This is a genomic window from Microbulbifer sp. Q7 (genome assembly GCF_001639145.1).
Classification (GTDB): Bacteria; Pseudomonadota; Gammaproteobacteria; order Pseudomonadales; family Cellvibrionaceae; genus Microbulbifer.
The window spans coordinates 1,962,966-1,987,811 of the sequence record NZ_LROY01000002.1 but is presented as its reverse complement, the minus strand read 5'-3'; the positions used below and the strand labels follow the sequence as shown (position 1 = coordinate 1,987,811).

Genomic DNA, 24,846 nt, shown 5'->3' with positions numbered 1-24,846 from the left:
ACACATTCCACCGAACATTTCATCGATATTACTCATCAGCTACCGGAATACTGAACTTCCATTGATCAAACACTATGCGTGAATTCTCTATTCGCCGGCTGGATGCCGGCAGCCCGGACTTTTCCAGCGATCTGGACCGCCTGCTGGCGTGGGAATCGGTTGCAGACCAGCAGGTGGAGACGGCAGTGTCCGACATTCTCCAGCAGGTAAAAAGCCGGGGTGATGCAGCAGTCATCGAATTTACCAATCGCTTTGATCGCCGCAACCTGCAAAGTGCAGGAGAGTTCTGCCTGGGTGCAGATGCTCTGCAGCTGGCCTTGCAGCGAATTCCGGCAGAAAGCCGCGAGGCGCTGGAGTTGGCGGCCAAGCGGGTGCGGGAGTATCACCAGCACCAGCTGCAGTCCTCCTGGGAATACCAGGAGGCGGACGGCACGGTACTGGGGCAGCAGATTACCGCCATGGAGCGGGTGGGTATCTATGTCCCCGGCGGCAAGGCGAGCTATCCCTCATCGGTGCTGATGAATGCCATCCCCGCGCGGGTTGCCGGGGTGGAAGAGGTGCTGATGGTTGTGCCCGCACCGGACAATCAACTCAGTGACCTGGTGCTGGCTGCGGCCGCCATTGCGGGAGTGGATAAGGTTTTCACCATCGGTGGCGCCCAGGCTGTGGCGGCGTTGGCGTACGGCACTGAGACGATCGCGCGGGTCGATAAAATCGTGGGCCCGGGGAATATTTTTGTGGCTTCTGCCAAGCGCGCGGTGTTTGGCCAGGTGGCCATCGATATGATAGCCGGGCCCTCGGAGATTCTGGTGATCTGCGACGGCAAGACCGATCCGGACTGGATTGCCATGGACCTGCTTTCCCAGGCGGAGCACGACGAGCAGGCGCAGTCGATCCTGCTGAGCCCGGATGCTGATTTTCTGGATGCGGTGGAAAAATCTCTGCAAAAGCTGCTCGCGGATTTACCCCGGGAAGCCATTGCCAGTCGTTCCATCGCCGATCGCGGTGCCTTGATTCTGGTGCGGGATATTGCCCAGGCTATCGAGGTGTCCAACCGGATTGCCCCCGAGCACCTGGAGGTGTCTGTGGATGATCCGAAACAATATCTGCCGCAGATTCGCCATGCCGGTGCGATTTTCCTCGGCCGCTATACCGCCGAGGCGCTCGGCGATTACTGTGCCGGCCCCAACCATGTGTTGCCCACCAGTGGCACGGCCAGGTTTTCCTCGCCACTGGGTGTTTACGACTTCCAGAAACGCAGCTCGATCATCTTCTGCTCGCCGCAAGGGGCGGATACATTGGGCCGAGTGGCTGCCACGCTGGCCAAAGGGGAGGGGCTCGATGCGCACGCCCGCTCCGCGGAATACCGGGTGCCTGACATCGCGGATTGATTAGCACCGCGGATTGATTTGCACGGTGGATCGATTGGCGCGGACCGGGTTGCAGGGATTGATTATTGGTTGGCGGATTTTTCCGGTGGGATTTTTGTGGCCTGCCAGGCCAGCGCCCGCCATTCACCATCGCGCTTAACGAAAGTACCGGTGTTGAAAAATTCCATCTTTTTCGCCTGCTTGTCGCTGCTGGACGCAGGTTCCGCAATCAGCCGAAAGGCGATGATCGCGGTATTGTCGAGTAGGCGAATATCCGTGTCTTCCGCGCGGTAGCGCATCGGAGCGGAAGCCTCGACCTCTTCATTCCTGCTGTTCTTTTCTTCTTCTTCGGCCTTTTGCATGCCGTCGATAATCACTGCTTTTCCAAAGCGTTGGCCCGAAGAGCTGGTATAGATCAGATCGTCGGCCCAGAAGCGCTGGTGCACCTGGATATCGTCAGCGGCCCCGGCGAGAAACTGGTTGAGCAGATCGTTCAGTGCTTCGCGATCATCGGCGAACACGCTACCGCTGAATAGTGTGAGCAGTAGAGTCAATCGGATTGTCTTGAGTGGCATTGTTGCGAGCTCCTTTTACTTGGGGTCAGCCCTCGCCTTGTGTTTGGCGTTCCTCGCTCTGAGGTCTTTCTGATACCGCTGCGCGTGTGGTGAGGGGCTTTCCGTCGCGAATATAGGTGATGGTTACCACTTCGCCAGGGCGTAGGGTGGCCATAGCCGCGTTGCCATGTTTGCCATCGTTGATGGGGGTGGCATTGATATGAGTGATCACGTCACCGGGCTTCAGGCCCGCCTGATGTGCGGGCCCTTCCTTGTAGATGGCTGTGACGATCACCCCGTTGGTGGTTGCCAGGTTGAAGGACCGCGCCAGCAGTGGATTGAGGTTTTGCGCTTCGATTCCCAGCCAGCCGGGCACCACGCGCCCGAACTCGATAAGGTCCTGCATGACTTTGAGGGCGATATTTGCCGGAATCGCAAAGCTGATGCTGGGGACGGTTTGATTCAATACCGACGTGGTATTGATACCGAGTAACCGTCCGCGGGAATCGACAAGGGCGCCGCCGGAGTTGCCGGGGTTGATCGCCGCATCGGTCTGCAGAAAGTTCTGCAGATAGCCGCCAACACCCGTGTTCTCCACGTCTCGGCCTGTCGCACTGATAATGCCCTGGGTTACCGTTTGCCCAACCCCGAATGGGTTGCCAATGGCGAGCACTACATCGCCCACCTGTGCCCTGTCTGGATCGCCCACCTCGATGGCTTTCAGGTTGGGGAGGTCAATCTTTAGAACCGCCAGATCGAAATCTGCGTCTGAGCCCACCAGGGTCGCCCGGGCCTCGCGGCCGTCAGCCAGCACCACGGCAATCTGTTCTGCACCGGAAATAACATGGAAGTTGGTCAGTACATACCCCGCCTCATTAACAATGACCCCGGAACCGAGATTTTGTTGCATGCGCTCCCGCTGTAGCGGGGTCATCTTGTTCAGGTAGTAAGGGAAAAGGGGGTGGTTGGCCAGTGGGTGGTTGCGCAGGGCTCTTTTGCTAAACACGTTGACCACCGCAGGAGCCGCCAGATTAACCGCGCTGGAATAGGTTTCTGGGCCTGAGGCAAAGGGGGGTGGAGCGCTGTCGCTGGGCTTATCGCGCAAATGCGGAAAAATGAAAAGCAGCGCCGCCGCCATCGCCAGGCCGATCACGGCGGGAATGGCCCAGTCTTGCAGAAATCGTTGTAATGACACCTGAGGCTCCTTGGTTTGGGGCCATTATACGTCTTTCGGTTCTTGTGTCCTCACCAGAAGATCTAACCGCGGTCGCGACTGGTCCTTGGTGTGGCGCGGGTTATGCGTATAATGTGCGGCTCAAAATTTTCGCCAGAATCCTCATCTACAGATATAACGCAGGAGTGTCTATGTCCCTGGTTCGCCCACACGGCAGTGTCGAGCTGCAGCCCCGCTTTGTTTACGACAGTGAGCGCCATCACCAGCTCGCCCACGAAGCGGAATCCCTGCCATCTATCGTGGTGAGCTCTGCGGCGGCGGCCAATGCGGTGATGCTGGGCGCTGGTTACTTCAACCCGCTGCACGGCTATATGAACCTCGCCGACACCCTGAGTGTTGCCGAAACCCTGCGCACTGTGGACGGTCTGTTCTGGCCGGTGCCTGTGGTCAATATGGTGGAGGACACTTCCGCTATTTCCGGTGCCAAGCGTATCGCCCTGCGCGACCCCAATGTCGAGGGCAATCCGGTGCTTGCCATCATGGATGTGGATGCCATCGAAACAGTGTCGGATGAGCAGGTCAATACCATTGCCGAGCATGTATTCGGCACCCTGGATGACAAGCACCCGGGCGTCGCTACCTTTAAAGGGGCTGGTCGTCAGCTGATCTCCGGCTCCATCGAAGTGCTGAACTTCAGCTATTTCCAGGCGGATTTCCCGGATACCTTCCGCACGGCGGTAGAGATCCGCAACGAGTTTGTTGAGCATGGGTGGAGCAAGGTGGTCGCCTTCCAGACCCGTAACCCCATGCACCGCGCCCACGAGGAACTGTGCAAAATGGCCCTGGAGGCGGTAGGCGCCGACGGTGTGCTGATTCACATGCTGCTGGGCCAGTTGAAGCCCGGTGATATTCCGGCCCATGTGCGCGATGCCGCAATCCGCAAGATGGTTGAGGATTACTTCCCCAAGAATACCGTGATGGTCACCGGCTATGGTTTCGACATGCTGTACGCGGGTCCGCGGGAAGCGGTGCTGCACGCGGTGTTCCGTCAGAACTGTGGCTGTAGTCACCTGATTGTCGGTCGCGATCACGCGGGTGTGGGTGATTACTATGGTGCGTTCGATGCCCAGACCATCTTTGATGAGAAGGTGCCTGAGGGCGCGCTGGAAATTGAGATTTTCCGCGCTGACCACACCGCCTATTCAAAGAAACTGAACAAGGTGGTGATGATGCGGGATGTGCCGGATCACACCAAAGAGGATTTCATCCTGCTGTCCGGTACCAAAGTCCGTGAAATGCTGGGTAACGGTATCGCGCCGCCTCCGGAGTTCTCTCGCCCGGAAGTCGCTCAGATCCTGATGGACTACTACCAGAGCCTGTAAGGTCTGGCGGAATCCAAGGCACAAAAAAGGCGGGAGATTCCCGCCTTTTTTGTGCCTTGGATTTACCTGCGATCAGCGATTGACCGCTTCTTCGGAGTTGGGTGTGGCCGCCGGGGCCGGTGCCTGCGCTTCCTTTTCGAGGCCGAACTCTTCGGAGAGTGTGCCGGTAGCGCCAGGCGCCTTGGGTGCCCAGTCGCGAGGAGGGAGGACGCTCAGGTTCTCGTCATTGTCGCTTAGCTGTCCACTGCCGGCCTCCAGCATCTGGCGCCCGATATCCTGGCTGGACAGGCGCATGGCGCTGTTGGCCAGATATTCGTGAACCTCTCTGTAGCTCTGGGTCAGGTTGTGAACCAGTTGCGAGGTTTGGTCAAAGTGCTCGTTTACCTGCAGCTGGAAGTCTTCCAGTCGGGTGTTGGCCTCTTTCAGGCGAAGCTCCAATTCCTGGGTGCGGTCGATGTTCTGGCGGCCGCGGGTAGCGAAGAAAGCCAGAAGGGCTCCCAGGGCGAGGCCGACCACGCCGACCAGAATCAATACCGAAGTTGAGTGCACGTTACATCCTCCTCAAGATAAATAGTGGCACCAGTCATCCCTGACGGTGGCCTTATTATACGCAATTACGACCGTCGCGCCCTGCTGAGGTTTGTGTCAATACGTGATGGATTTGGTAAAGTGCGCGCCAAACGCCGTGTGCCGGGGCTTTTCTGTGGCTCGGGGTGGTGTGCAGTCGGTCGCTTCCCCGGCAGAGTACCTGTTGTTCTGTCTGTCATGGCTGATGGTTTTAAAAATTTACGAACGGTTTTGAATAGATGGTCACGGAATCCTCCTCGTCCGATCCCATGCGCCTGACGCCCATGGAGCGCTACCAGCGAGACCTGCAGCGTCCCGATTTTGTCGAGGATCCAGCACAGCGGGCCGCCGTGGAAAAGTTGCAGGACCTGTACGAGCGGTTGCGCGCAGCGGACGCGGGCGGGGGCAGGGTGGTGCGCCGCCTGAAAGCGCTCTGGCAGAAGCAACGGGAGCCGGTGAAGGGCCTCTATTTCTGGGGGGGCGTCGGCCGCGGCAAGACGTATCTGATGGATGCGTTTTTCGAGTCGCTGCCGTTTGAGGAGAAGCAGCGTACGCACTTCCACCGTTTTATGCGCGATGTACACCGGCAGTTGAAAGCGTTATCTGGAGAGAAAAACCCGCTGGATAAAGTGGCGGAACGTATTGCCGGCAGGGCGCGTGTACTGTGCTTTGATGAGTTTTTTGTGTCTGATATCACCGATGCGATGATTCTGGCGAATCTGCTGGACGCCCTGTTCGCGCGGGGCGTTACCCTGGTGGCGACCTCCAACATCATACCGGAGGGCTTATATAAGGATGGGCTTCAGCGCGCGCGATTTTTGCCGGCCATTGACCTACTGCTCGAGCACACCGAAGTCGTCAATGTGGATAACGGGGTGGATTACCGGTTGCGCGCGCTGGAAATGGCCGAGCTGTATCACAGCCCGCTGGATGACCAGGCCGATAAAAGCCTGCATCGCTCCTTTGCCAGCCTGATGGTGGAGGGATCTGAAGTGCGCGAGTCGGTTACTCTGGATATTGAGGGGCGCCCGATCGTGGCCAGCCGCCTGGCGGACGACGTAGCCTGGTTCGAATTTGCCGAGCTGTGTGATGGTCCGCGCTCGCAGAATGACTATATCGAGCTGGCGCGGGAGTTTCATACTGTATTGCTTGCCAGTGTGCCGCAAATGGACGGGCGTATGGAAAGCCAGGCGCGGCGCTTTATCAATCTGGTCGATGAGTTTTATGACCGCAGCGTCAAGCTGGTGGTGTCCGCCGCGGAGCCGATCGAGTCTCTGTACAGTGGTCGCCAGTTGCGCTTTGAGTTCGATCGAACCATGAGTCGCCTGCAGGAGATGCAGTCGCGGGAGTATCTGGCCCGACCCCATCGACCGGAATAGGGCGTCGCGGGAATGGCTCCGGTTGGTCACATATCGCCCAATTTTGAGCTTGAAAAGCCCGTGGTGCTTATGTAGTATTCGCGCTCTTTTCGTGGGACGGCTCCATTCCCGGGGCCATATACAGGTGTTTTATAACATGAAGACTTACAGTGCCAAGCCGGAAGCGGTCACTCGCGACTGGTACATTGTTGACGCTGCGGACAAGACTCTCGGCCGTATTTCCGCCGAGATTGCTCACCGCCTGCGTGGCAAGCACAAGCCTGAATACACGCCCCACGTGGACACCGGTGATTACATCGTAGTAATTAACGCCGAGAAGGTTCGCGTGACCGGCAACAAGGCCAAAGACAAGATTTACCACAGCCACTCCGGCTACCCTGGTGGTCTTAAATCCATCAGCTTTGAGAAGCTGATCGACAAGGCGCCTGAGCGTACTATCCAAAGTGCGGTAAAAGGCATGCTTCCTAAAGGTCCTCTGGGCCGCGCCATGTTCAAGAAATTGAAGGTGTATAAAGGTAGCGAACATCCTCATGCGGCACAGCAGCCGATTGAACTGTCGATCTAAACGGAACATTCTCATGGCAACTACTCAATACTACGGTACCGGCCGTCGCAAGACCTCTACCGCTCGCGTATTCATCGCGCAGGGTGAAGGTAAAATCAGCGTAAACGGTCGCACTCTGGACGAATATTTTGGCCGCGAAGTGGCGCGCATGATCGTGCGTCAGCCGCTGGAAATGGTCGACATGGTTGAAAAATTTGACATCAACGTCACTGTGAAGGGCGGCGGTTCCTTTGGCCAGGCGGGCGCTATTCGCCACGGCCTGACTCGCGCTCTGATGCAATACGACGAGTCTCTGCGTCAGCCGCTGCGTGCAGCTGGCTACGTGACTCGCGATGCGCGTGCCGTTGAGCGTAAGAAAGTCGGTCTGCGCAAAGCGCGTAAGAAGCCGCAATTCTCCAAGCGTTAAGCGAGAATTTCTGGATTTTTTGCCCGGCAATTGCCGGGCTTTTTTTTGCCTGCAGTGCCTTCCCCGCGCAAGGCTGCAGATCAGGGTTGGTTATTATTTCGCCGGTTGGCGGCAGGGCCACTGGTGTTCCCCGCCGGTTTCACCTTGTATCAATTTGGCATTTTCTTTAACATTGCGCGGATTTCTAGCCGCTTGCACTTGGGGTTTGGCTACTTTGTTCTATGGTCAAGCGAGCGGGCCAGTTGTAGGGGAGTTTCTCGAGTAAGTCTTGGCGTTCGCAGTGGTGCTTTGTGCGCCACTGTATGGATGCTCTGTTCTATCTGGTCTCGAACATCAGCTCGAACCTTTAGGATGACATCCTTGCTGCCGTGTATGCCTGATTTGATTCAGCGCACAAGGCAGCGTTGCTAATTTACCGCGGAGAGCTTCCAGAATTTTGGGTTTGGGCCAGTCAGCCTTGGACTTGTCGTGCGATAAGTTACGGGGCGCTGTGATGGGAGATCTACGTCATGAGTGATGACGGTGTAAATGTGGGGCGTCGTCGATTCCTGACCGCGGCCACCTCCGTTGTGGGTGGTGCCGGTGCGGTTGGGGTCGCAGTACCTTTTGTCGCTTCATGGAATCCGAGTGCCAAGGCCAAGGCGGCCGGTGCGCCAGTGAAATACAATATCGGCAAGCTGGAACCGGGCCAAATGGTCACGGTAGAGTGGCGTGGCAAGCCGGTTTATGTGGTACGCCGTACCCAGGAGGCGCTGGATAACCTCCCGAAAGTGGCTCAATTCCTGCGCGACCCTGAGTCCGCAGAGTCCAAACAGCCTGCCTATGTCAATCCGGAAAACCGTGCGATCAAGGCCCAGACACTGGTTCTGGTTGGCCTTTGCACCCACCTGGGTTGTGCACCAATGTATCGCCCGGAAGTTGGTACGGCCGACCTCGGCGGCGACGAGTGGATGGGTGGCTTCTTCTGCGCCTGTCACGGCTCCAAGTATGACCTGGCCGGGCGTGTCTATACCGGCGTGCCCGCACCGCTGAATATGGAAGTACCTCCTTACTCCTATGAGGGTGATGATGTAATCGTGATTGGTGTGGATCAGGAGGGCAGCGCATGAACTGGTTAACTGCACTGGGTGATTGGGTTGATCAGCGACTGCCGATCTACCGCGCGTGGGATACCCACATGGGCAAGTACTACGCGCCCAAAAACTTCAACCTGTGGTACTTCTTCGGCGTTCTGTCCATGCTGGTTCTGGTGAACCAGCTGCTGACCGGTATCTGGCTGGTCATGAGCTATACTCCCACCGCCGAGGGCGCATTCGCGTCTGTCGAATACATCATGCGCGATGTAGAGATGGGGTGGATTATTCGCTATCTGCACTCTACCGGTGCCTCTGCATTCTTCGTGGTGGTGTACCTGCACATGTTCCGCGGCCTGATGTACGGCTCGTACAAGCCGCCGCGGGAGCTGGTGTGGATATTCGGTATGTGCATTTACCTGGTGCTGATGGCCGAGGCCTTTATGGGCTACGTGCTGCCCTGGGGCCAGATGTCCTACTGGGGTGCCCAGGTGATCGTATCCCTGTTCGGTGCAGTCCCGGGCATCGGTGAGGACCTGGTGCAATGGATTCGCGGTGACTACCTGATCTCCGGAATTACCCTGACGCGCTTCTTCTCACTGCATGTGATCGCGCTGCCGCTGGTGCTGGTCCTGTTGGTTGTCCTACACATTCTTGCGCTGCATGAAGTGGGTTCCAACAACCCCGATGGCATTGATATCAAGAAAAACAAGGACGAAAACGGCGTACCGCTGGATGGCGTTGCTTTCCACCCGTACTACACCGTGCACGACCTGGTTGGTATCGCAGTGTTCCTGTTCGCGTTCTGTGTGGTGGTGTTCTTCTTCCCGGAAATGGGTGGATTCTTCCTGGAATACGCCAACTTTGAAGAGGCGAACCCGCTGAAGACCCCGGAGCATATTGCGCCGGTCTGGTATTTCACCCCGTTCTACGCGGTGCTGCGTGCGGTCACCATTGATATTGGCCCGCTGACGGCGAAGTTCCTTGGCCTGGTGGCCATGGGTGCGGCGATTGCGATCCTGTTTGTGCTGCCCTGGCTCGACAAGAGCCCGGTACGGTCCATCCGTTACAAGGGTATTTTGCCCAAGGTGCTGCTGCTGGTATTCGCTGCGGTGTTCATCATCCTGGGTTATCTCGGTGTGAAGTCCCCGACCCCCGGACGTAACTTCCTGGCGCAGGTCGCGACCCTGTTCTACTTCGCGTTCTTCGTCACCATGCCGATCTGGACGAATCCGACCACACGTAAAAGCCTTGCCTCCTGGATTGTGAGCGGCATTTTCGGAGTGCTGTTCCTGTGGATGGCGGTGGTTAACTGGAAGGCGAGCCTGTTCGTCTGTGCCATGTCTCTGGCATTCGCGGCCTTCTTTGCACTGCTGCCGTGGCTGACCGACCGAGACGTGGTCCACCCGGAACCTGCGCGTGTTACCAGCCCGTCCGGTAGCAAGACATTCATCGTGCTGTTTGGTGGAGTCATCGCCGTACTGCTGCTGACCTTTATCCCGATCAAGGCGGTGGGAGCCGAGAGCTCTGTTGAGCTGGACTACATCAATGTAGACCTCAACGACAAGCCTTCGCTGCAGCGCGGTGCCAAGTACTTTGTGAACTACTGCATGGGCTGCCACAGTGCCAACTTCTCCCGCTGGGAGCGGGTGGCCACCGATCTGGATATCCCGACGGAGTTGATGGTCCAGAATCTGGTACTCGGAGACAGCAAGATTGGCGATCTGATGCAGATTTCCATGAAGCCTGAAGATTCCAAGACCTGGTTTGGTACAACCCCACCGGATTTGACCCTGGTTGCGCGCGCTCGCTCTCCGGAATGGCTATACACTTATCTGCGTAGTTTTTACAAAGATGACAGCCGTCCGCTTGGTGTGAACAACAAGGTGTTCCCCAACGTGGGTATGCCGCACGTTCTGATGGAGCTTCAGGGGCTGCCAGAGTGCGCGCCGGGCCCCAAGCGGGATCACGGCAAGGTGGTTCGCGACGAGCTGGGCAACCCCATCATGGATGCGGACTGCGGCAGCCTGCAAGTGGGTGCTGTGAAAGGCTCTATGGATGACGTGCAGTACGATCAGGCCGTTTACGACCTGGTGAACTTCATGGAGTACATCGCCGAGCCCATGGCGGAAACCCGCAAGCGCATCGGTTTTTACGTGCTGGCATTCATCCTGGTGTTCTTCATCTTCGCGTGGCTTCTGAATCGCGAATATTGGAAAGACGTACACCACTAAACGCCAGGCAGGCAGATTTTCCCGGGTGGTGGGCCGCCGGTATTCCGGTTGTGGCCCAACCGCCCGGTTTCCGTTTTGAACCGGTGCCGGACTTTGTCTGGCCAGTAGACTGAGGTAGTTTCACAATGGGTGTGCCGACCAACAAGCGCTCCTCCATGACCTTCTTTTCTGATGGTCGTTGTCATTTCAGCCACAGGGTACGTATTGTCCTGGCGGAAAAAGGCGTCTCCGTAGACATCATTGATGTTGACCCGGATGACAAGCCGTCCGAACTGGCGGATATGAATCCCTATAACTCCCTGCCAACCCTGGTTGACCGTGAGCTGGTGCTGTTCGAAACCAAGGTGATGATGGAGTACCTGGACGAACGTTTCCCGCATCCGCCGTTACTGCCGGTCTATCCGGTGGCCCGCGCCCAGAGCCGTCAGATCATGTATCGGATCGAGCGCGACTGGTGCCCGCTGGTCGACAAGATTCTCGCTGGTGGCAAAGACGTGGCGGCAGCTCGCAAGGAGCTCCGCGACAGCCTGGTGGGTATCGCCCCGATGTTCACCGACCTGCCGTACTTCTTCAATGAAGAGTTCTCACTGGTGGACTGCTGCATGGCACCGTTGCTGTGGCGTCTTGACCAGCTGGAAATCGCGCTGCCCAAGACCAAGCAGGCCAAGCCGCTGTTGGATTATATGGACCGCCTGTTTGCCCGCGAGGCATTCCAGCAGAGCCTGACCGAGTTCGAGCGCGAAATGCGCTCATGAGGTGCTGATTGAACAAGCCGCCGATGACCTCAAACCGCCCGTATTTGTTGCGGGCGTTTTACGAATGGATCACTGACAACAAGTGCACCCCATATCTGTTGGTAGACACGCACCTGAATGGCGTTCTGGTCCCTCAGCAGCATGTAAATGAGGACGGTCAGATTGTGCTGAACGTCTCGGAGACCGCTGTGATGGGTCTGACCATGGACAACTATGCCATTCGCTTTAACGCGCGTTTTGGTGGTGTGCCCACAGATATTCAGGTACCGGTTGGCGCTGTGGTTGGCATCTACGCGCGCGAAAATGGCCAGGGTATGGTGTTCGAGCCGGAAGAAACCCCGGAGCCGCCAGAGCCAACGCCTCCCACAACGCTCAAGAAGCCGTCCAAAAAGCCGTCCCTGCGGGTGGTCAAATAGTCGGTATCGCTTTCGGCAATGTCTGAACCCCGGTTTTTCCGGGGTTTTTCTTATGTCTTTTCCCTGCGCGCAGGCGCTATATGCCGGCAGATTGTCCGCTGGCGTAAAAAATGACGCCGTATTCCTGTTATTGATTGGTGAATTGCCGCCGCCCTTCCGATACTGCATGCATGCGGTGCACAGGAGGGACACTAATGAAATTACTCAGTCATACCATTGGCATATTCACCAACCCGGACAAAGAGTGGCAGGCAATCCGGTCTGACAAGCACTCGTTTGTGCAGGTTTTCTTGAGCCACGTACCCATTCTGGCCCTGATTCCGGTGGTTTCGGCGTATATCGGCGTGACCCAGGTGGGGTTTACCGTTGGTGACAATGTACAGAAGCTGACACCGGGCAGCGCACTTACACTCTGTGTGCTTACCTACTTTGCCATGTTGTTTGGGGTTTATATATTTGGCGAATTTATCAACTGGATGGCAAAGAGCTTTAAAGTTGAAGGTGACGAGGCGATGCGGCACTACGAGGGGACTGCGCTGGCCGTATTTGTCACCACGCCCATTTTTCTTGCCGGTTTTATCGGTCTCTATCCAAACCTGTGGCTGAATGCCGCTGTTACCCTCCTGGCGACCGCGTATTCCATTTACCTCATTTACGAGGGTATTCCCATCCTGATGAATATCGACAAGGAGCGCGCGTTTGTGTACGCGTCGTCGGTGGTCACGGTGGGATTGGTGTTGCTGGTGTCGGTCCGCATAGGAACGGTGATCCTCTGGAGCATGGGAATTGGCCCGGTATACCAGCACGGCTAATTGGAATTGGGTAAAGCGCTTGAGGCACGCTTTCGCGTGAAGACGTCCGGGCGCTGAGCGCCCGGCTCAGGGTCAGCTGGTGTGGGTTGAAAGGCGCCCCACGCTTGCCGTGTCAGCAGGGGTGATCCCCGGTACAGGGGGCATCGGGCAGTCCAGGCAGTCGGCGATCGCCCGGAGTAGTTCGATCTCGCGCCCGGCAATGATGCCATCATGGGCCAGTGTGGTGGCCAGGGCTTTCAACAGTAATGGCTTCTGCAAGGGGGCCGTGTCACTGGCGATCGCAATCGCCTTATCCAGTCGTTGCAGGGTGATGTCTGAACCTGCCGGTAGCGGGACAGGGGTGACGCCCAGTGCGCGCGCTCCGGCCTCAAAGGCACGTTTTGCCACCAAATACTCTGTGTTGTCCGCATGTGCCATGGCCGCCAGTAAAAACTGCTGGGCATCGGTGACGCTTCCCGATCTATTTTTGCGAGTATCGATCTTACGATGACGATCTGGATTGGACTCCAGAGCGTGCATCAGTACCCGATACAGTGCCCACTCCCGCACTTCTACCTTGCCATCGGCACGTAGCAGCTTGATGACGTTGCGCTTAAAGATCTGGTATTGCTGGGGAGCGAGTGCCTTGAGTGCAGGAATACTCAGGTCCACCAGTGGCAGTCGGCACTCTTCCGGCATTTCCGCCAGCGCCGGTTGCAGTTGGGCGAACTCCCGCAGCACGGCGGGGTGCGCGGAGCGTGTCAGTATGTCGAGCTGCAGTGCCTGTTGCTCAGGCGACATGATTAGCCCGTAAATCAATGCTCTGGCCGCGAAGGGATCGTGTGCGGCCGCCTTCAGGCTCGCGGGCGCTCTCGACAGCAGGTTGCGGCCCAGCTCCAGCTGAGTGGCGGAGGGCGCCGCGATATTATTGTCGACGGTATCCATCACCTGATCCAGCTGGGCTTGATAGGTGTTGCTGGCGTGCCGGTCAGCACCCTCTGGGATGGCCACTGCCTGATCCAACATTGATACCGGGACATCACCAGCGATCCCTGCGTGCCCCGCCTCAGATGGCGGATGAGACACCGGGGATGGCGATGTGCCGAAGCCTCTCCACTGCGGATCCAGGCGTGTAATGCGCGCAGCGAGGGGAGGGTGTGTGGCAAACAGCCCCAGCAGTGAATGCTTGAGGCTGCTGGCAAAATACATGTGGCTGAACTCACTGGCGTTGGCCGCCTGCAGGTTGGAGCCTGCTGCGTGTCCGCCGATCTTTTTCAGTGCGCCGGCAATCCCCCGGTTGCTGCGCGTGAACTGTACCGCGGAAGCATCCGCCAGATATTCGCGCTGACGGCTCACGGCCGACTTGATCAGGTTGCCAAAAAACGTCCCGGTATAACCGATGATCAGCAGCCCCGCACCAATGCCGAACAATGCCGCGCGACCTCGGCTGTCGCGCCCACCGAAGTGGCCACCGCGGACCAGCATTCCTCCCAAGAGGCCGATAATCAGGATGCCGTGCAGCAGGCCAACGATACGAATATTGAGACGCATGTCGCCATTGAAAATATGGCTGAACTCGTGTGCCACGACCCCTTGCAGCTCGTCTCGGCTAAGTTGTTCGATACAACCCCGGGTTAGCCCGATCACCGCGTCCGTGGACTTGTAGCCGGCGGCAAAGGCATTGATGGCCGCGTCCTCGATGACGTACACGTCGGGCACCGGGGTGCCCGAAGCAAGCGCCATTTCCTCCACCACGTTCAGTGCGCGTTGCTCGGCGAGGGTCTTTGGCGCGATGTTGATTTTCTTGCCCCCCAGTGATTCGGCGATGGCGCGCCCGCCCGCGGCGAGTTGACGTAAGCGAAAGTAGCTTGCTATCGCGATAATCGCTGCGATGGTTGCGGCAATACCTGCGATCGTATCCCAGCCAAGTTCTGCGATCATCTGCACCAGTGAGGTGGAGCCCTGGCCGCGAGAGTAGTGGGTCAGCAATGCGATAAACAGGGTGGTTATCGCGATCAGCCCGAATACCGCCAGTGAAAAGAGGGCCACCAGCAGGGTGGAGTTACGGCGGGCCTTATCCTGATAGTCAAAAAAATTCATGGCGGTGCGTCAGAACTGGACCTTGGGAGCGGCCTGGAAGGCCTCGGAATCAGCGAACTCCAGTAACTTGCCGTTTTCCCGGTGACCGAAGAAACCGGCAAAAAATACCGGTGGGAAGCTCTGGCGGAAGGTGTTGTAGGCGGTGACACCGTCGTTAAATGCCTGGCGGGCGAATGACACCTTGTTTTCCGTAGTGGTCAACTCTTCCATCACCTGCTGCACGGTCTGGTTTGCCTTCAGGTCCGGGTAGGCCTCCATCACCACATTCAGGCGCCCCAGCGCGCTGGAAAGGATACCTTCGGCATTACCGAGGTCGGCCATGGCGGCTGCTGAGCCCGGGTTATTGGCCGCGGCCTTGAGGCCGGCGAGGGCGGAGTTTCGCGCGCTGATGACGGCTTCCAGTGTTTCCCGCTCATGTTTCAGGTAGGCCTTGGCAGACTCCACCAGGTTGGGGATCAGGTCGTAGCGGCGCTTGAGTTGCACTTCAATCTGCGCAAAGGCATTTTCGTAGCGGTTCTTGAGGGAAACCAGCTTGTTGTAAATGCTGATTATGTAAAAGCCCAGTGCGGCCAGCACTACCAGCCAGACGATGGTTGCAGCTTCCATTGATACTCTTCTCTTCCTGTTGTGAACGGTCAGTGTTATTGGGTCGTATCGGTTTATCCCACGATTGCGCCAGATACTACCATGGACACTACAACGAAAGGCGGATAGCCGGGGCACCGGCGTGATAGGGTATACTCTGCCGCGAAATTACGCCGCGCCGCAATACTGGTCATCTTTTTGTGGCGGTTGCCGTTAAAACTGGAGTCATAACAGCATGAGTGAGCAAATTACAGACCCCGTAGTCATTGTTGGAATATCCCGCACGCCCATGGGCGCGATGCAGGGCGCGCTGTCCGGCCTGAGTGCCCCCGAGCTTGGCGCCGTCGCGATTCGCGGCGCGCTTGCCGACGCCGGTGTAGCGGCCACCGACGTCGATGAGGTTCTGATGGGTTGCGTGTTGCCTGCAGGTTTGGGTCAGGCGCCCGCGCGGCAGGCATCACTGGGCGCCGGCATTCCGGAGGCGACGCCTACCACAACCGTGAACAAGGTGTGTGGCTCGGGCATGAAGACGGTGATGGTGGCACGCAACGCGCTGCTGGCCGGCGATGCCAAGGTCGTGGTGGCGGGTGGTATGGAGAGCATGAGCAATGCACCCTACCTGCTACCCAAATCCCGCGGTGGCATGCGCCTCGGTCACGGTGAGGTGCTGGATCACATGTTCACCGACGGCCTCGAAAATGCGTATGACGGTCAGTTGATGGGCAAGTTTGCCGAGTGCACCGCAGACAAGTACGACTTTTCCCGGGAAGAGCAGGACGCGTTTGCACTGGAATCACTGGCGCGCGCCAGCGGGGCGATTGAAGCCGGTGCCTTTAAGCGGGAAATTACCCCGGTGACCATCCGCGGCCGCAAAGGAGATGTGGAAGTGTCGGTGGACGAGGGGCCTGGCAATGCGCGCCCGGATAAGATCCCCCAGCTGCGCCCGGCCTTCCGCAAGGACGGGACCGTCACCGCAGCCAATGCCAGTTCTATCTCCGATGGTGCGGCCGCTCTGGTGCTGATGCGGGAAAGCGAAGCAAAAGCGCGCGGTGCCAAAATCCTCGCGGTATTGAAAGGACAGAGCCAGTTCGCGCACGCGCCGGAGTGGTTTACCACGGCACCGGTGTCCGCCATGGCCAATCTGATGGAGCAAGTGGGCTGGAGTGCAGGTGAAGTCGATCTGTTTGAGATCAACGAAGCCTTTGCGGTCGTCACCATGGCGGCCATGAAAGAGTTGGACCTGCCCCGTGACAAAGTCAATGTGAACGGTGGTGCCTGCGCCCTGGGGCATCCCCTGGGTGCCAGCGGTGCGCGCGTCATCGTGACCCTGCTCGCAGCGCTGGAAAATCGCGATCTCAAGAAAGGGGTGGCGAGCCTGTGTATCGGTGGCGGTGAGGCGACCGCGGTTGCGCTAGAGCGCCCCTGATGGGCTTTTGTCCGGCATAAAAAAACGGAGGCTTCGGCCTCCGTTTTTTTATGGGTCAATTTCAGCAGGGCGTCAGTCGATGTATTCCACCGCCTTGACCACTTTCTGTACGCCGCCCACGGTGCGTGTTTTTTCCGCAGCGTTTTCCGCTTCCTGACGGGTCAGCAGGCCCATTAGATAGACGACACCGTTTTCGGTAACCACCTTAATGCGGCCGCTGTCGATTTCCTTGTCGGCGAGCAGGGCGCTTTTTACTTTGGTGGTCAGCCAGGTGTCGCTGGTGCGGGCCAGCATGGAAGTGGTCCCTCGCACCTGAATCTCATTGTAAACCTGGCGAATGGAGTGTACTTGTTGTGCAGTGGCGCCAGCCAGGTTGCGCAGTTCGTTGCTGGGGACCTGCCCGGTGAGCAGGACAACCCCATTGAAGCTGACCACATCGATATTGGCCGCCTTCAACTGCGGGTGGGCCTTGCCAATATTCACCTTGGTGATGGTTTCCAGCTGCTGGTCATCGATGTAGGTGCCGAAGCTGCGCTCGCCGGGATCTGGCTGAATGGGGCCGTCGTGGGTTGCGTCCAGAACGGTGGCGCAGCCACCCAGAATGGAAAATGCGCAGGCCGCAATGGCCAGCTTGACCGGTTTCATAAGGGATTTACCTGTAATCAGTTGCATGGATCATTCCTCGTATCCGCCAAACAGGCTGCTGTCGATCAGGTCGCACAGGCAGAACAGGGTTAGCAGGTGGACCTGATGCACTTCGGACGCCACCTGCGAAGGCACGCGGAGTTCGATATCGTGAACATCAAGTAGCGCGGTACAGTCACTGTCACTTTCGCCACCGGTGAGCGCGAGTACGCCCATCTCCCGGTCGTGTGCCGCACGTATTGCCTGGACCAGATTGGAGTCGCTGCCGTCGGTACTGATGAGAACCAGCAGATCACCCGGTTGGCCCAGCGCCCGGATCTGGCGCGCGTAGGACTCGGCGCGACCGTGATTGCGTGCCACGGTACCCGTGGTGATCGCGTCGCCATTGAGGGCGAGTGCGGGCAGGCCGGGTCGCTCCCGCTCAAAGCCACCCATTAATTGCGCTGAAAAACTTTGCGATAGAGCACCGCTCAGGCCGTTGCCGCAGATCAGGAGTTTATTTTCAGCCAGCAGAGTGTGCACGATCATCTCGCTGGCTTCGGCAATCAACGGGGCCAAAAGTTCACCAGCATTCATGGTTGCTTCAATGCTGTGGTGAAACAGGGTTACTACGCGCTGTTCCATTTATTCTGAGGTTTCCATCGGTGTGAGCCTATTGCCCGAAGGCGTTTATTATCCAGTCGATATGCAGCGAAGCGCCACCACTGTCCTGTTCAATGGTGATGACATCGAAGCGGCAGGGGCAGTCCAGCTTTCGGTATTGCAGGTAGCCGTTGGCGGTGGCCAGCAGCTTGCGCTGTTTGCGGAAGTCTACCGAAACACCGGCGCCACCAAAACTGCGGCTGCGCCGGTAGCGTACTTCCACAAACACCAGGGTATTGCCGTTGCGGGCGATCAGGTCAATTTCGCCGAAGCGGCCGCGGAAGTTCCGCTCCACAATCCGCAGCCCGGCGTCCTTGAGGTGCCGCTCGGCAACCGCTTCCATCTGCTTGCCAATGCTGGTTGTATCCATACTCGGGGTATCCCTACCGGGGTTGTGTCCGTGACCCTCTCATCCGTGAGAGAGTGGCCAGGTGGGCGAGCGAGGTGCTGGTTATTCAGCGATGGTCCACACGGACGCTGTCATCGGTCGAAACGTTGCCGCTCTCGCTGGTGGTGATTGGCACCGGGGCGCCCTTGTCGATTTTCGCCCAGATCTGCTCGCGCACGATACGGCCATCGGCCGTCAGGCTCAGGGCTCCCGTCAGGCCATACACCTGCTGCTCCGGAAACTGGCGCAGTATGGGCAGGCGCGGGTACAGGCGGAAGGCGTCGGCGCCCAGCGCGTAGAGGCGGGCAAATGCGGGTGCGGGGGCCGCCTGTCGTTCGATATTCTGCTTGGTCTCGTTGTCGTCTTCAAACAGCCAGGGCAAGGCGGTAAAGCGCACACCGTTGATGTCCCGGTCGCGCTGACGGTTCACCGTGCCCGCAAAAATCTGTGAAGTAGAGAAAACCGGCAGCTCGCCCGCGTAGAAGAATGACAGCATGGGTTTGATCTGGCGCGCCTGCTGCGGTTGGGCCAGAACAAACAGCATGTCCACGTCGCCGCGGCGGCGCGGGGTGAACTTCAGTGGCGAAGCCAGTTTACGGCGCAGCTCCTGTTCGCGATTCTTACTCTCGGGGATCAGCAGGGCATCACTGACCAGCTGTGAAAAATTGGAGTTGTCGCGATAGTTGCGGCTCTCGGTAACGCTGCCTCCGAGGAGGTTCCATTCCTCGGTAAAGGCCGCCAGTCCGCGCTGCCCCCAGCTGGATTCCGGCGCCAGAATCATTGCCTGGCGATGTCCCAGGCGGTAAGCCTGTCGCGCGACTTGGCGGGCTTCGTCTTCAATGGCGAGGCCGAACTGCACCAGGTCGTGCGTCAGCCGGCCCTGGTCCCCGTAATTGAGGGCGAGGGTCGGAACAGGCAGCATTTCTGTGGCGAGCAGGTTTGCGACCTTACTTTTGTCCAGCGGGCCTACGATGGCCTGCGCGCCGTTATTGACGGCGGTCTGGTAGATCTCTTCAAAAGGCTGGTCCTGGCCGGTGTCATACACCTGCACCTGAGGGGTGGGCGCACCGGCGTCCAGAGCGCTGTAGTAGGCGGCCATAAAGCCATCCCGAATGGCCCGGCCGGCGCTGCCGAGGGGGCCCGACAGGGGCAGCAGCAGGGCTACGTTCTGCGCGCGCTGTGAAGCCAGTTGCTCCAGCAGTTGCAGGGCCTGTGGCGGGTGAGAAACTGCGGTGTGATTCGGCCACTGCTGGCGCCAGCGATTCAGGGCGCTCAGCTGGGTGCTGATGTCCGCCTGGGTATCGCGGCCGAGTAGTGCGAGCTCGTACCAGGCGCGCATTTTCGGGTCCAGACTCTCCTCGGCGCGCAGCCGGAGCTCTTTTGAGGGGAGCTGGGTCAAAAGTTGCCAGAGCCCGTTGTTATTGGCGGCAATGGCGTCGTCTTCCCGCGCCAGTGGCGCAATACGCTGACGTTCTGCGATGCCACTGTCGATATCGCCCATCAGATTCCACAGGTCCGCGCGCAGGTTGCGCAGCGGCAGGGCGGTATCGGCCGGGATCTGGAACCAGGCCTGCTCCAGGCGCGGGGCGCTCACCAGATCCAGGGCGGTGAAAAATTCATCGTCTGCGGCCAGGGCGCTGCCGTACACCTGGGCGTACTTGGCGTACTCGGTGTCGGTCAATTGTTCCGCATCAATGGTGCTCGCGGCTTGCCGGAGCGTCGCGTTATCGCCCAGAGTGTATAGAATGGCGGCCGCTTGCAGTTGCGCGCGGTCTTTTTCGGGCGATGCAAGCTGGCGCGCCTCGTTCAGCAGGCGCACAGCGCTCTGGCGGCTGGCCGTGGCGGCATCGCCGGGTGTTGCCGGTATCTGGGCGCCGGGCTGGCTGCTGGGGGTCTGGCAGCCGGCCAGAGCCAGGGCCAGCGTGGCAGCGGCCAGGCCATTGAAAATGAAAGGAATTCGCCGGTACAGGGCGGACATATTCTTCTCCCACAAAACTTATTCTGGAGTGAACTATGGGGCTGGATACAGCGGTGCTCTATATCGTCGCGACGCCCATTGGCAATTTGGCGGATATGGTACCGCGAGCGGTGGAAGTTCTACAATCCGCGGATCTGGTGGCGGCGGAAGACACCCGTCACAGTCAGCGACTTTTTTCCCACTTTTCCATCGAAACACCGCTGGTGGCCTACCACGACCACTCGGATGACCATCGAACCACAAAAATTCTGCAGCGCCTGGAGCAGGGGCAGACGGTGGCCTTGATCTCCGATGCCGGTACCCCGCTGATTTCTGACCCCGGATACCGGCTGGTGCGCGAAGCGCGCGAGCGGGGCTTCAACGTGGTTCCCATTCCGGGGCCCTGTGCGTTTGTGGCGGCACTGTCCGCGGCTGGTCTGCCCAGTGACCGTTTTACCTTCGAGGGTTTCCTGCCTGCCAAGGCACTGGCCCGTGAGAAGGCGTTGCGCGCGTTAGAAAACGAGACGCGCACCATGGTTTTCTATGAGGCACCTCACCGTGTGCTGGACACTCTCGATGCCATGCGGCAGGTGTTCGGAAATGCCCGTGAGGCGGTGATCGCACGGGAGCTGACCAAGGCGTTCGAGACGATTCACCTGCTGCCGCTGGCAGAGCTGGTGGAGTGGGTACGCGCCGACCGCAATCAGCAGCGCGGTGAAATCGCCCTGCTGGTGCGCGGCGCCGAGGAGGGGCCGTCCGCGGAGCTGGATGCTGAGGCCGAACGGGTGATGACATTATTGCTGGCCGAACTTCCCCCCAAGCGCGCCGCGGCGGTGGCGGCGGAGATTACCGGCGTGAACAAGAAGCTGCTCTACAACTGGTCCCTCGCGCAAAAATAGCGGGCAAATGCCACGAACGAGTTGCATTCCCGTGGGGGCGTCATTACTCTTCGCGCCGAGCCAGCCAGGCAATCGCTGTTTCACTGCTTTCGGGTGGTGAGGTGGAGGAAAGTCCGGGCTCCATAGGGTGGAACGCCAGGTAACGCCTGGGGGGCGCGAGCCTACGGAAAGTGCAGCAGAGAGTAGACCGCCGATGGCCTGTTCGCAGGCACAGGTAAGGGTGAAAGGGTGCGGTAAGAGCGCACCGCGCGACTGGTAACAGTTCGCGGCACGGTAAACCCCGTTCGGAGCAAGACCAAATAGGCCCCCGATAGCGCAAGCTAATAGGTGTGACCCGCACTGGGGGCGGGTAGGTCGCTTGAGGTGTCTGGTGACAGGCATCCCAGATGAATGATTGTCCTCGACAGAACCCGGCTTATCGGCTGGCTCAACAAATTCCCTGTGCTCGACCGTTGCGGTGCCAAAGCGCGCCGCAGGTCGAAAGCCATCCCTGGCAGTACGTCCGTGTAACTTCCTTAAAACTCCCAATTCGGTTGTGCAGACCGATTTTGCCGCGTTATTTCTGCAGCAGCAGCCCGCACTCGCGGTGTTCCTCGCCCTTGGTGGGGTCGAAGTACACATCGTTGTCCGGCAGGTCGTGCTCGTAGACATACTCTTCCACGTCAATCTCTCGCAGGTGGAACATCGGCGCCACACGAATAGTGCCGTGATTACCCTTGGTGAAGATGTCGAGCCCCTTGCGGTGGGCATTCTGGTCGTGGCGGATGCCATTCAGCCACACGTCGGGCTTCAATTCCTGCATCGCGCGATTGAAGGGCTCCAGCTTGACGGTGCGGGAGAAGAAATCGTGCTCCGGCGTGTCCAGCGGGGGGATGCCGCCGTGCACCGCATTGAAATGCGCCGCAGACATCTTGGGGGAGTAGGTGTGCAGGTTGAGGTCCAGTAGCTGGATGACCTTCTCGATATGGCGATAGGTTTCCGGTGTGTTGTAGCCGTGGTCGACCCAGATAACGGGGATGTCGGGTTTGGCGCGGGTGACCAGGTGCAGGAACGCGATAGCCAGCGGGCGAAAGTTGGTGAACACCACCGGGTTTTCTGCCTCGGCGATAGTGAACTTCATGATTTCACTGGGCTTGCAGCCTTTGAAGCGCTGGTTGAGCGCCGCGAGGTCCGCATTGTGGTGGAAGGTTGGGGAGGACGCGGTTTGTTCGCTGAGTCCTGCTGAAACGCCCATGGTCGTGAATTCCTGATGAATACTGGATGATGCAACGCTACAGTGACTTTAGTGGGGTTAAAAATAATAAAAGCTGATCTTTATATGCTTTCGGGTTCTATGCTGCCCCGCTGGCGTGGAAGTCCCGGCTGGGCCTGTAGGCCTGCGCGCACTTTCCTGGCGTGTTTTTCTTCTCGGCTAAAGGCTTCAGGTTAGCGCCCGCTAACAATGGGGCTTCCTCTTTGCCCTCAGTGGGCTCCCTTCAAAACTTAAAGTAACTTGTGAGCTTGCAAAAGTAAGTGCTTGCTTTGTTGAATAATTGCTCGCCTTCAGCTCTGCCTGATATGTGAACACTTCGCCTGCAGCCCGCGAAAATACTGGGCCTTTTCTATGCGGATACCTTCTATTTCCTTGACTTTGTGGTGGTCAGATTTATAGTGTCGTAGGTGGAGAAAAGTGGAATTTTGTGGGTCTTGGTGGGATGAATGTGGTTGTAAGTGGTTAATCACGCCCCGCAGAGAGAAAACGCGCAATATTTCGCCGATCACAATGAAAACGCAGCCAGGAACGATCGCGGAAACTGATCCATGTATCTGGGAAGCCACGCAATCAATATGGACGCCAAAGGGCGTCTCGCCATTCCGGCGCGGGTCAGGGACTCGCTGCTGGAGGATTGCGCTGGTCGTCTGGTTGTGACGGCGCATACGGAAGAACGCTGCTTACTCGTCTATCCTGAGGCGCAGTGGCGTGAAATTCTTCCTAAGATTGAGGCGCTATCCAGCTTTAACAAAGTGGCGCGCCGGGCTCAGCGCCTGCTGATCGGTTATGCCTGCGAGTTGCAGGTGGATGCCAATGGCCGCGTACTGATACCACCGACCCTGCGTGAGTACGCGGGGTTAGAGAAGAAATTGATGCTCGTCGGTCAGGGCAAGAAGCTCGAGCTGTGGAGCGAAGACCGTTGGATGAGCTGGCTCGACGACAGTGAAGGTGATGGTGAGATGCCAGAGGAAATGGCCTCGCTGTCTCTGTAAGGCGTCGTCGGCTAGCAGTTTGAAACAAAATTTGGCAAACGCAGGAGAGATGGGTGTCCCAGGATCTGCATCGCAGTGTGTTGTTACGCGAAGCTGTGGACGCCCTGGTGGTGGATCCCGACGGCTTTTATATCGATGGAACCTTCGGGCGTGGCGGGCACAGTGCCTTGGTGCTCGAACGGCTGGGGCCGGCGGGGCGCCTTCTGGCGGTCGACAAGGATCCGCAGGCCATTGAGTTTGCCCGTGAGCGATTCGCCGGTGAGTCCCGTTTTGATATCTGGCACGGCTCTTTTGCCGACATGGACCAGGCCGCGGCGGACCACATGGGGCAGGTCAGCGGGATTTTGCTGGACCTGGGCGTGTCGTCACCGCAGCTGGACCAGGCGGAGCGCGGCTTCAGCTTTATGCAGGATGGGCCGCTGGACATGCGAATGGACACCAGTCGGGGGATCAGCGCCGCGGAGTGGGTGAATACCGAGTCTGAGGCAGAGTTGGCGCGGGTGTTCAAGGAGTACGGGGAGGAGCGCTTTGCGCGCCGTATGGCCGGGGCGATTGTGCGCCGGCGGGCGGAAAAGCCATTTGCACGCACGCTGGATCTCGCCGAAGTGGTCAAGGCGGCAAACCCGGCGTGGGAAAAGGGCAAGCACCCATCGACGCGGGTGTTTCAGGCCATCCGGATACATGTCAATGGCGAACTGGATGACCTTCACGGTGCCCTGAAGAAGTCGCTCGCGCTGCTCAAGCCAGGCGGAAGACTGGTGGTTATCAGCTTCCACTCGCTGGAAGACCGCATCGTAAAGCGGTTTATTCGCGAGCAGGAAAAGGGGCCGCAATTGCCCCGTGGGCTGCCGGTTATGGATAGCCAGATCCACAGGACACTGCGTTCGGTGGGGAAGGCGGTCAAAGCCGAGTCGCAGGAAGTGGGGGAGAACGTGCGTTCGCGCAGTGCGGTGATGCGTATCGCCGAGCGGCTGGGCTGAGCATTTTGTGGTGAGTGACGTGCGCATAAATAAATGGGTGCTGGCAGCACTTTGGTTGTTGGTGATGGTGTCGTCACTGGGTGTCGTAAGCACCACCCAGCAGAGCAGGGCACTGACCGCAAAGCTGGAGCAGGCGCAAAGGGTGCGCGATGAGCTGCGTTACGAACAGGAGCGATTGCTGCTGGAGCGCGGAGCCTGGTCGGCCTACAGCCGGATCGAGCAAGTGGCGCGAGAAGAATTGAATATGCGAGCGCCAGCGCCCAACGAGAGGGTTTTGGTGACCTCCGGTCGCCAGTAACGGGCAGTGTGGGGGC

25 protein-coding genes and 1 other RNA gene are annotated in these 24,846 nt (G+C 58.6%); 16 read left to right on the top strand and 10 right to left on the bottom strand.

All coding sequences use genetic code 11. The features are described from left to right. Positions 1–74: 74 nt before the first annotated feature. On the top strand, positions 75–1,391 hold the full coding sequence (gene hisD, locus AU182_RS14005) for a histidinol dehydrogenase (RefSeq protein ID WP_066966464.1): 1,317 nt from the start codon (positions 75–77) through the stop codon (positions 1,389–1,391). Positions 1,392–1,453: 62 nt separating this feature from the next. On the opposite strand, the gene AU182_RS14000 is transcribed toward hisD, so the two are convergent. Together AU182_RS14000 and AU182_RS13995 are read right to left on the bottom strand one after the other, a co-directional pair. Continuing rightward, complete coding sequence (locus tag AU182_RS14000) at positions 1,454–1,945, bottom strand: nuclear transport factor 2 family protein (protein ID WP_066966461.1); 492 nt, start codon at positions 1,943–1,945, stop codon at positions 1,454–1,456. A gap of 25 nt (positions 1,946–1,970) precedes the next feature. Then, positions 1,971–3,119 carry a S1C family serine protease gene (locus AU182_RS13995; protein WP_066966459.1) on the bottom strand — a complete coding sequence of 383 codons (1,149 nt, stop codon included), beginning with the start codon at positions 3,117–3,119 and terminating at the stop codon, positions 1,971–1,973. Between the two features lie 170 nt (positions 3,120–3,289). Between AU182_RS13995 and sat the strand changes: the two genes are divergently transcribed. Then, entirely contained in the window at positions 3,290–4,480 is a 1,191-nt protein-coding gene (gene sat, locus AU182_RS13990) for a sulfate adenylyltransferase (protein ID WP_193754351.1), read from the top strand. Positions 4,481–4,552: 72 nt separating this feature from the next. On the opposite strand, the gene AU182_RS13985 is transcribed toward sat, so the two are convergent. Continuing rightward, positions 4,553–5,029: a YhcB family protein gene (locus tag AU182_RS13985; RefSeq protein WP_066966456.1), complete on the bottom strand. Its 477-nt coding sequence runs from the start codon at positions 5,027–5,029 to the stop codon at positions 4,553–4,555. Positions 5,030–5,322: 293 nt separating this feature from the next. Between AU182_RS13985 and zapE the strand changes: the two genes are divergently transcribed. The 8 genes from zapE (at position 5,323) to AU182_RS13945 (ending at position 12,687) form a co-directional block, all read left to right on the top strand. Further along, complete coding sequence (gene zapE, locus AU182_RS13980) at positions 5,323–6,426, top strand: cell division protein ZapE (RefSeq protein ID WP_369802085.1); 1,104 nt, start codon at positions 5,323–5,325, stop codon at positions 6,424–6,426. Positions 6,427–6,562: 136 nt separating this feature from the next. Continuing rightward, on the top strand, positions 6,563–6,991 hold the full coding sequence (gene rplM / locus AU182_RS13975; protein ID WP_010132512.1) for a 50S ribosomal protein L13: 429 nt from the start codon (positions 6,563–6,565) through the stop codon (positions 6,989–6,991). A gap of 13 nt (positions 6,992–7,004) precedes the next feature. After that, complete coding sequence (rpsI, locus tag AU182_RS13970; protein ID WP_010132513.1) at positions 7,005–7,397, top strand: 30S ribosomal protein S9; 393 nt, start codon at positions 7,005–7,007, stop codon at positions 7,395–7,397. 509 nt (positions 7,398–7,906) lie between these two features. Continuing rightward, positions 7,907–8,506 (top strand): ubiquinol-cytochrome c reductase iron-sulfur subunit, encoded by a 600-nt coding sequence (gene petA, locus AU182_RS13965; RefSeq protein WP_066966450.1) that lies wholly within the window; start codon positions 7,907–7,909, stop codon positions 8,504–8,506. Then, complete coding sequence (locus tag AU182_RS13960) at positions 8,503–10,704, top strand: ubiquinol-cytochrome c reductase (protein WP_066966447.1); 2,202 nt, start codon at positions 8,503–8,505, stop codon at positions 10,702–10,704. Before petA ends, AU182_RS13960 begins: the two co-directional genes overlap by 4 nt. A gap of 125 nt (positions 10,705–10,829) precedes the next feature. Further along, entirely contained in the window at positions 10,830–11,459 is a 630-nt protein-coding gene (locus AU182_RS13955) for a glutathione S-transferase N-terminal domain-containing protein (protein ID WP_066966445.1), read from the top strand. 23 nt (positions 11,460–11,482) lie between these two features. After that, a complete protein-coding gene (locus tag AU182_RS13950; protein ID WP_066966442.1) occupies positions 11,483–11,875 on the top strand; it encodes a ClpXP protease specificity-enhancing factor in 393 nt (130 codons plus the stop codon). A 194-nt stretch (positions 11,876–12,069) separates the two neighbouring features. Next, positions 12,070–12,687: a Yip1 family protein gene (locus AU182_RS13945; RefSeq protein ID WP_066966438.1), complete on the top strand. Its 618-nt coding sequence runs from the start codon at positions 12,070–12,072 to the stop codon at positions 12,685–12,687. A gap of 72 nt (positions 12,688–12,759) precedes the next feature. Here the strand turns inward: AU182_RS13945 and AU182_RS13940 are convergent, their stop codons facing one another. Further along, positions 12,760–14,766 (bottom strand): M48 family metallopeptidase, encoded by a 2,007-nt coding sequence (locus AU182_RS13940; protein ID WP_066966435.1) that lies wholly within the window; start codon positions 14,764–14,766, stop codon positions 12,760–12,762. 9 nt (positions 14,767–14,775) lie between these two features. After that, entirely contained in the window at positions 14,776–15,372 is a 597-nt protein-coding gene (locus AU182_RS13935) for a LemA family protein (RefSeq protein ID WP_066966432.1), read from the bottom strand. Between the two features lie 214 nt (positions 15,373–15,586). Here AU182_RS13935 and AU182_RS13930 point away from each other — a divergent pair, with 214 nt between their 5' ends. Next, entirely contained in the window at positions 15,587–16,777 is a 1,191-nt protein-coding gene (locus AU182_RS13930) for an acetyl-CoA C-acyltransferase (RefSeq protein WP_082859449.1), read from the top strand. 72 nt (positions 16,778–16,849) lie between these two features. Here AU182_RS13930 and AU182_RS13925 read toward each other — a convergent pair whose 3' ends face one another. The 4 genes from AU182_RS13925 to AU182_RS13910 all read right to left on the bottom strand — a co-directional run bounded on the left by AU182_RS13925 (position 16,850) and on the right by AU182_RS13910 (position 20,430). Next, on the bottom strand, positions 16,850–17,449 hold the full coding sequence (locus AU182_RS13925) for a BON domain-containing protein (RefSeq protein ID WP_082859448.1): 600 nt from the start codon (positions 17,447–17,449) through the stop codon (positions 16,850–16,852). Between the two features lie 3 nt (positions 17,450–17,452). Next, positions 17,453–18,046 carry an SIS domain-containing protein gene (locus tag AU182_RS13920; protein ID WP_066966427.1) on the bottom strand — a complete coding sequence of 198 codons (594 nt, stop codon included), beginning with the start codon at positions 18,044–18,046 and terminating at the stop codon, positions 17,453–17,455. Positions 18,047–18,074: 28 nt separating this feature from the next. Continuing rightward, positions 18,075–18,434 (bottom strand): YraN family protein, encoded by a 360-nt coding sequence (locus AU182_RS13915; RefSeq protein ID WP_066966425.1) that lies wholly within the window; start codon positions 18,432–18,434, stop codon positions 18,075–18,077. An 85-nt stretch (positions 18,435–18,519) separates the two neighbouring features. Next, positions 18,520–20,430, bottom strand: a complete 1,911-nt coding sequence (locus AU182_RS13910) for a penicillin-binding protein activator (protein ID WP_066968170.1) — start codon at positions 20,428–20,430, stop codon at positions 18,520–18,522. Between the two features lie 35 nt (positions 20,431–20,465). Here AU182_RS13910 and rsmI point away from each other — a divergent pair, with 35 nt between their 5' ends. After that, positions 20,466–21,308, top strand: a complete 843-nt coding sequence (gene rsmI / locus AU182_RS13905) for a 16S rRNA (cytidine(1402)-2'-O)-methyltransferase (protein ID WP_066966422.1) — start codon at positions 20,466–20,468, stop codon at positions 21,306–21,308. A gap of 56 nt (positions 21,309–21,364) precedes the next feature. Further along, positions 21,365–21,742, top strand: an RNA gene (gene rnpB, locus AU182_RS13900) — RNase P RNA component class A. 122 nt (positions 21,743–21,864) lie between these two features. Here the strand turns inward: rnpB and AU182_RS13895 are convergent. Beyond that, positions 21,865–22,542, bottom strand: coding sequence for a phosphoadenosine phosphosulfate reductase family protein (locus AU182_RS13895; RefSeq protein ID WP_066966420.1), 678 nt, complete (start codon positions 22,540–22,542; stop codon positions 21,865–21,867). A 566-nt stretch (positions 22,543–23,108) separates the two neighbouring features. Between AU182_RS13895 and mraZ the strand changes: the two genes are divergently transcribed. From mraZ to ftsL, 3 genes are read left to right on the top strand one after another with little or no spacing between them, the layout of a single operon-like run. Further along, positions 23,109–23,552, top strand: a complete 444-nt coding sequence (gene mraZ, locus AU182_RS13890) for a division/cell wall cluster transcriptional repressor MraZ (RefSeq protein ID WP_066966417.1) — start codon at positions 23,109–23,111, stop codon at positions 23,550–23,552. A 53-nt stretch (positions 23,553–23,605) separates the two neighbouring features. Then, a complete protein-coding gene (gene rsmH, locus AU182_RS13885) occupies positions 23,606–24,532 on the top strand; it encodes a 16S rRNA (cytosine(1402)-N(4))-methyltransferase RsmH (RefSeq protein ID WP_066966415.1) in 927 nt (308 codons plus the stop codon). Between the two features lie 19 nt (positions 24,533–24,551). After that, on the top strand, positions 24,552–24,830 hold the full coding sequence (gene ftsL, locus AU182_RS13880; RefSeq protein WP_082859523.1) for a cell division protein FtsL: 279 nt from the start codon (positions 24,552–24,554) through the stop codon (positions 24,828–24,830). The last annotated feature ends 16 nt before the right edge of the window (positions 24,831–24,846 follow it).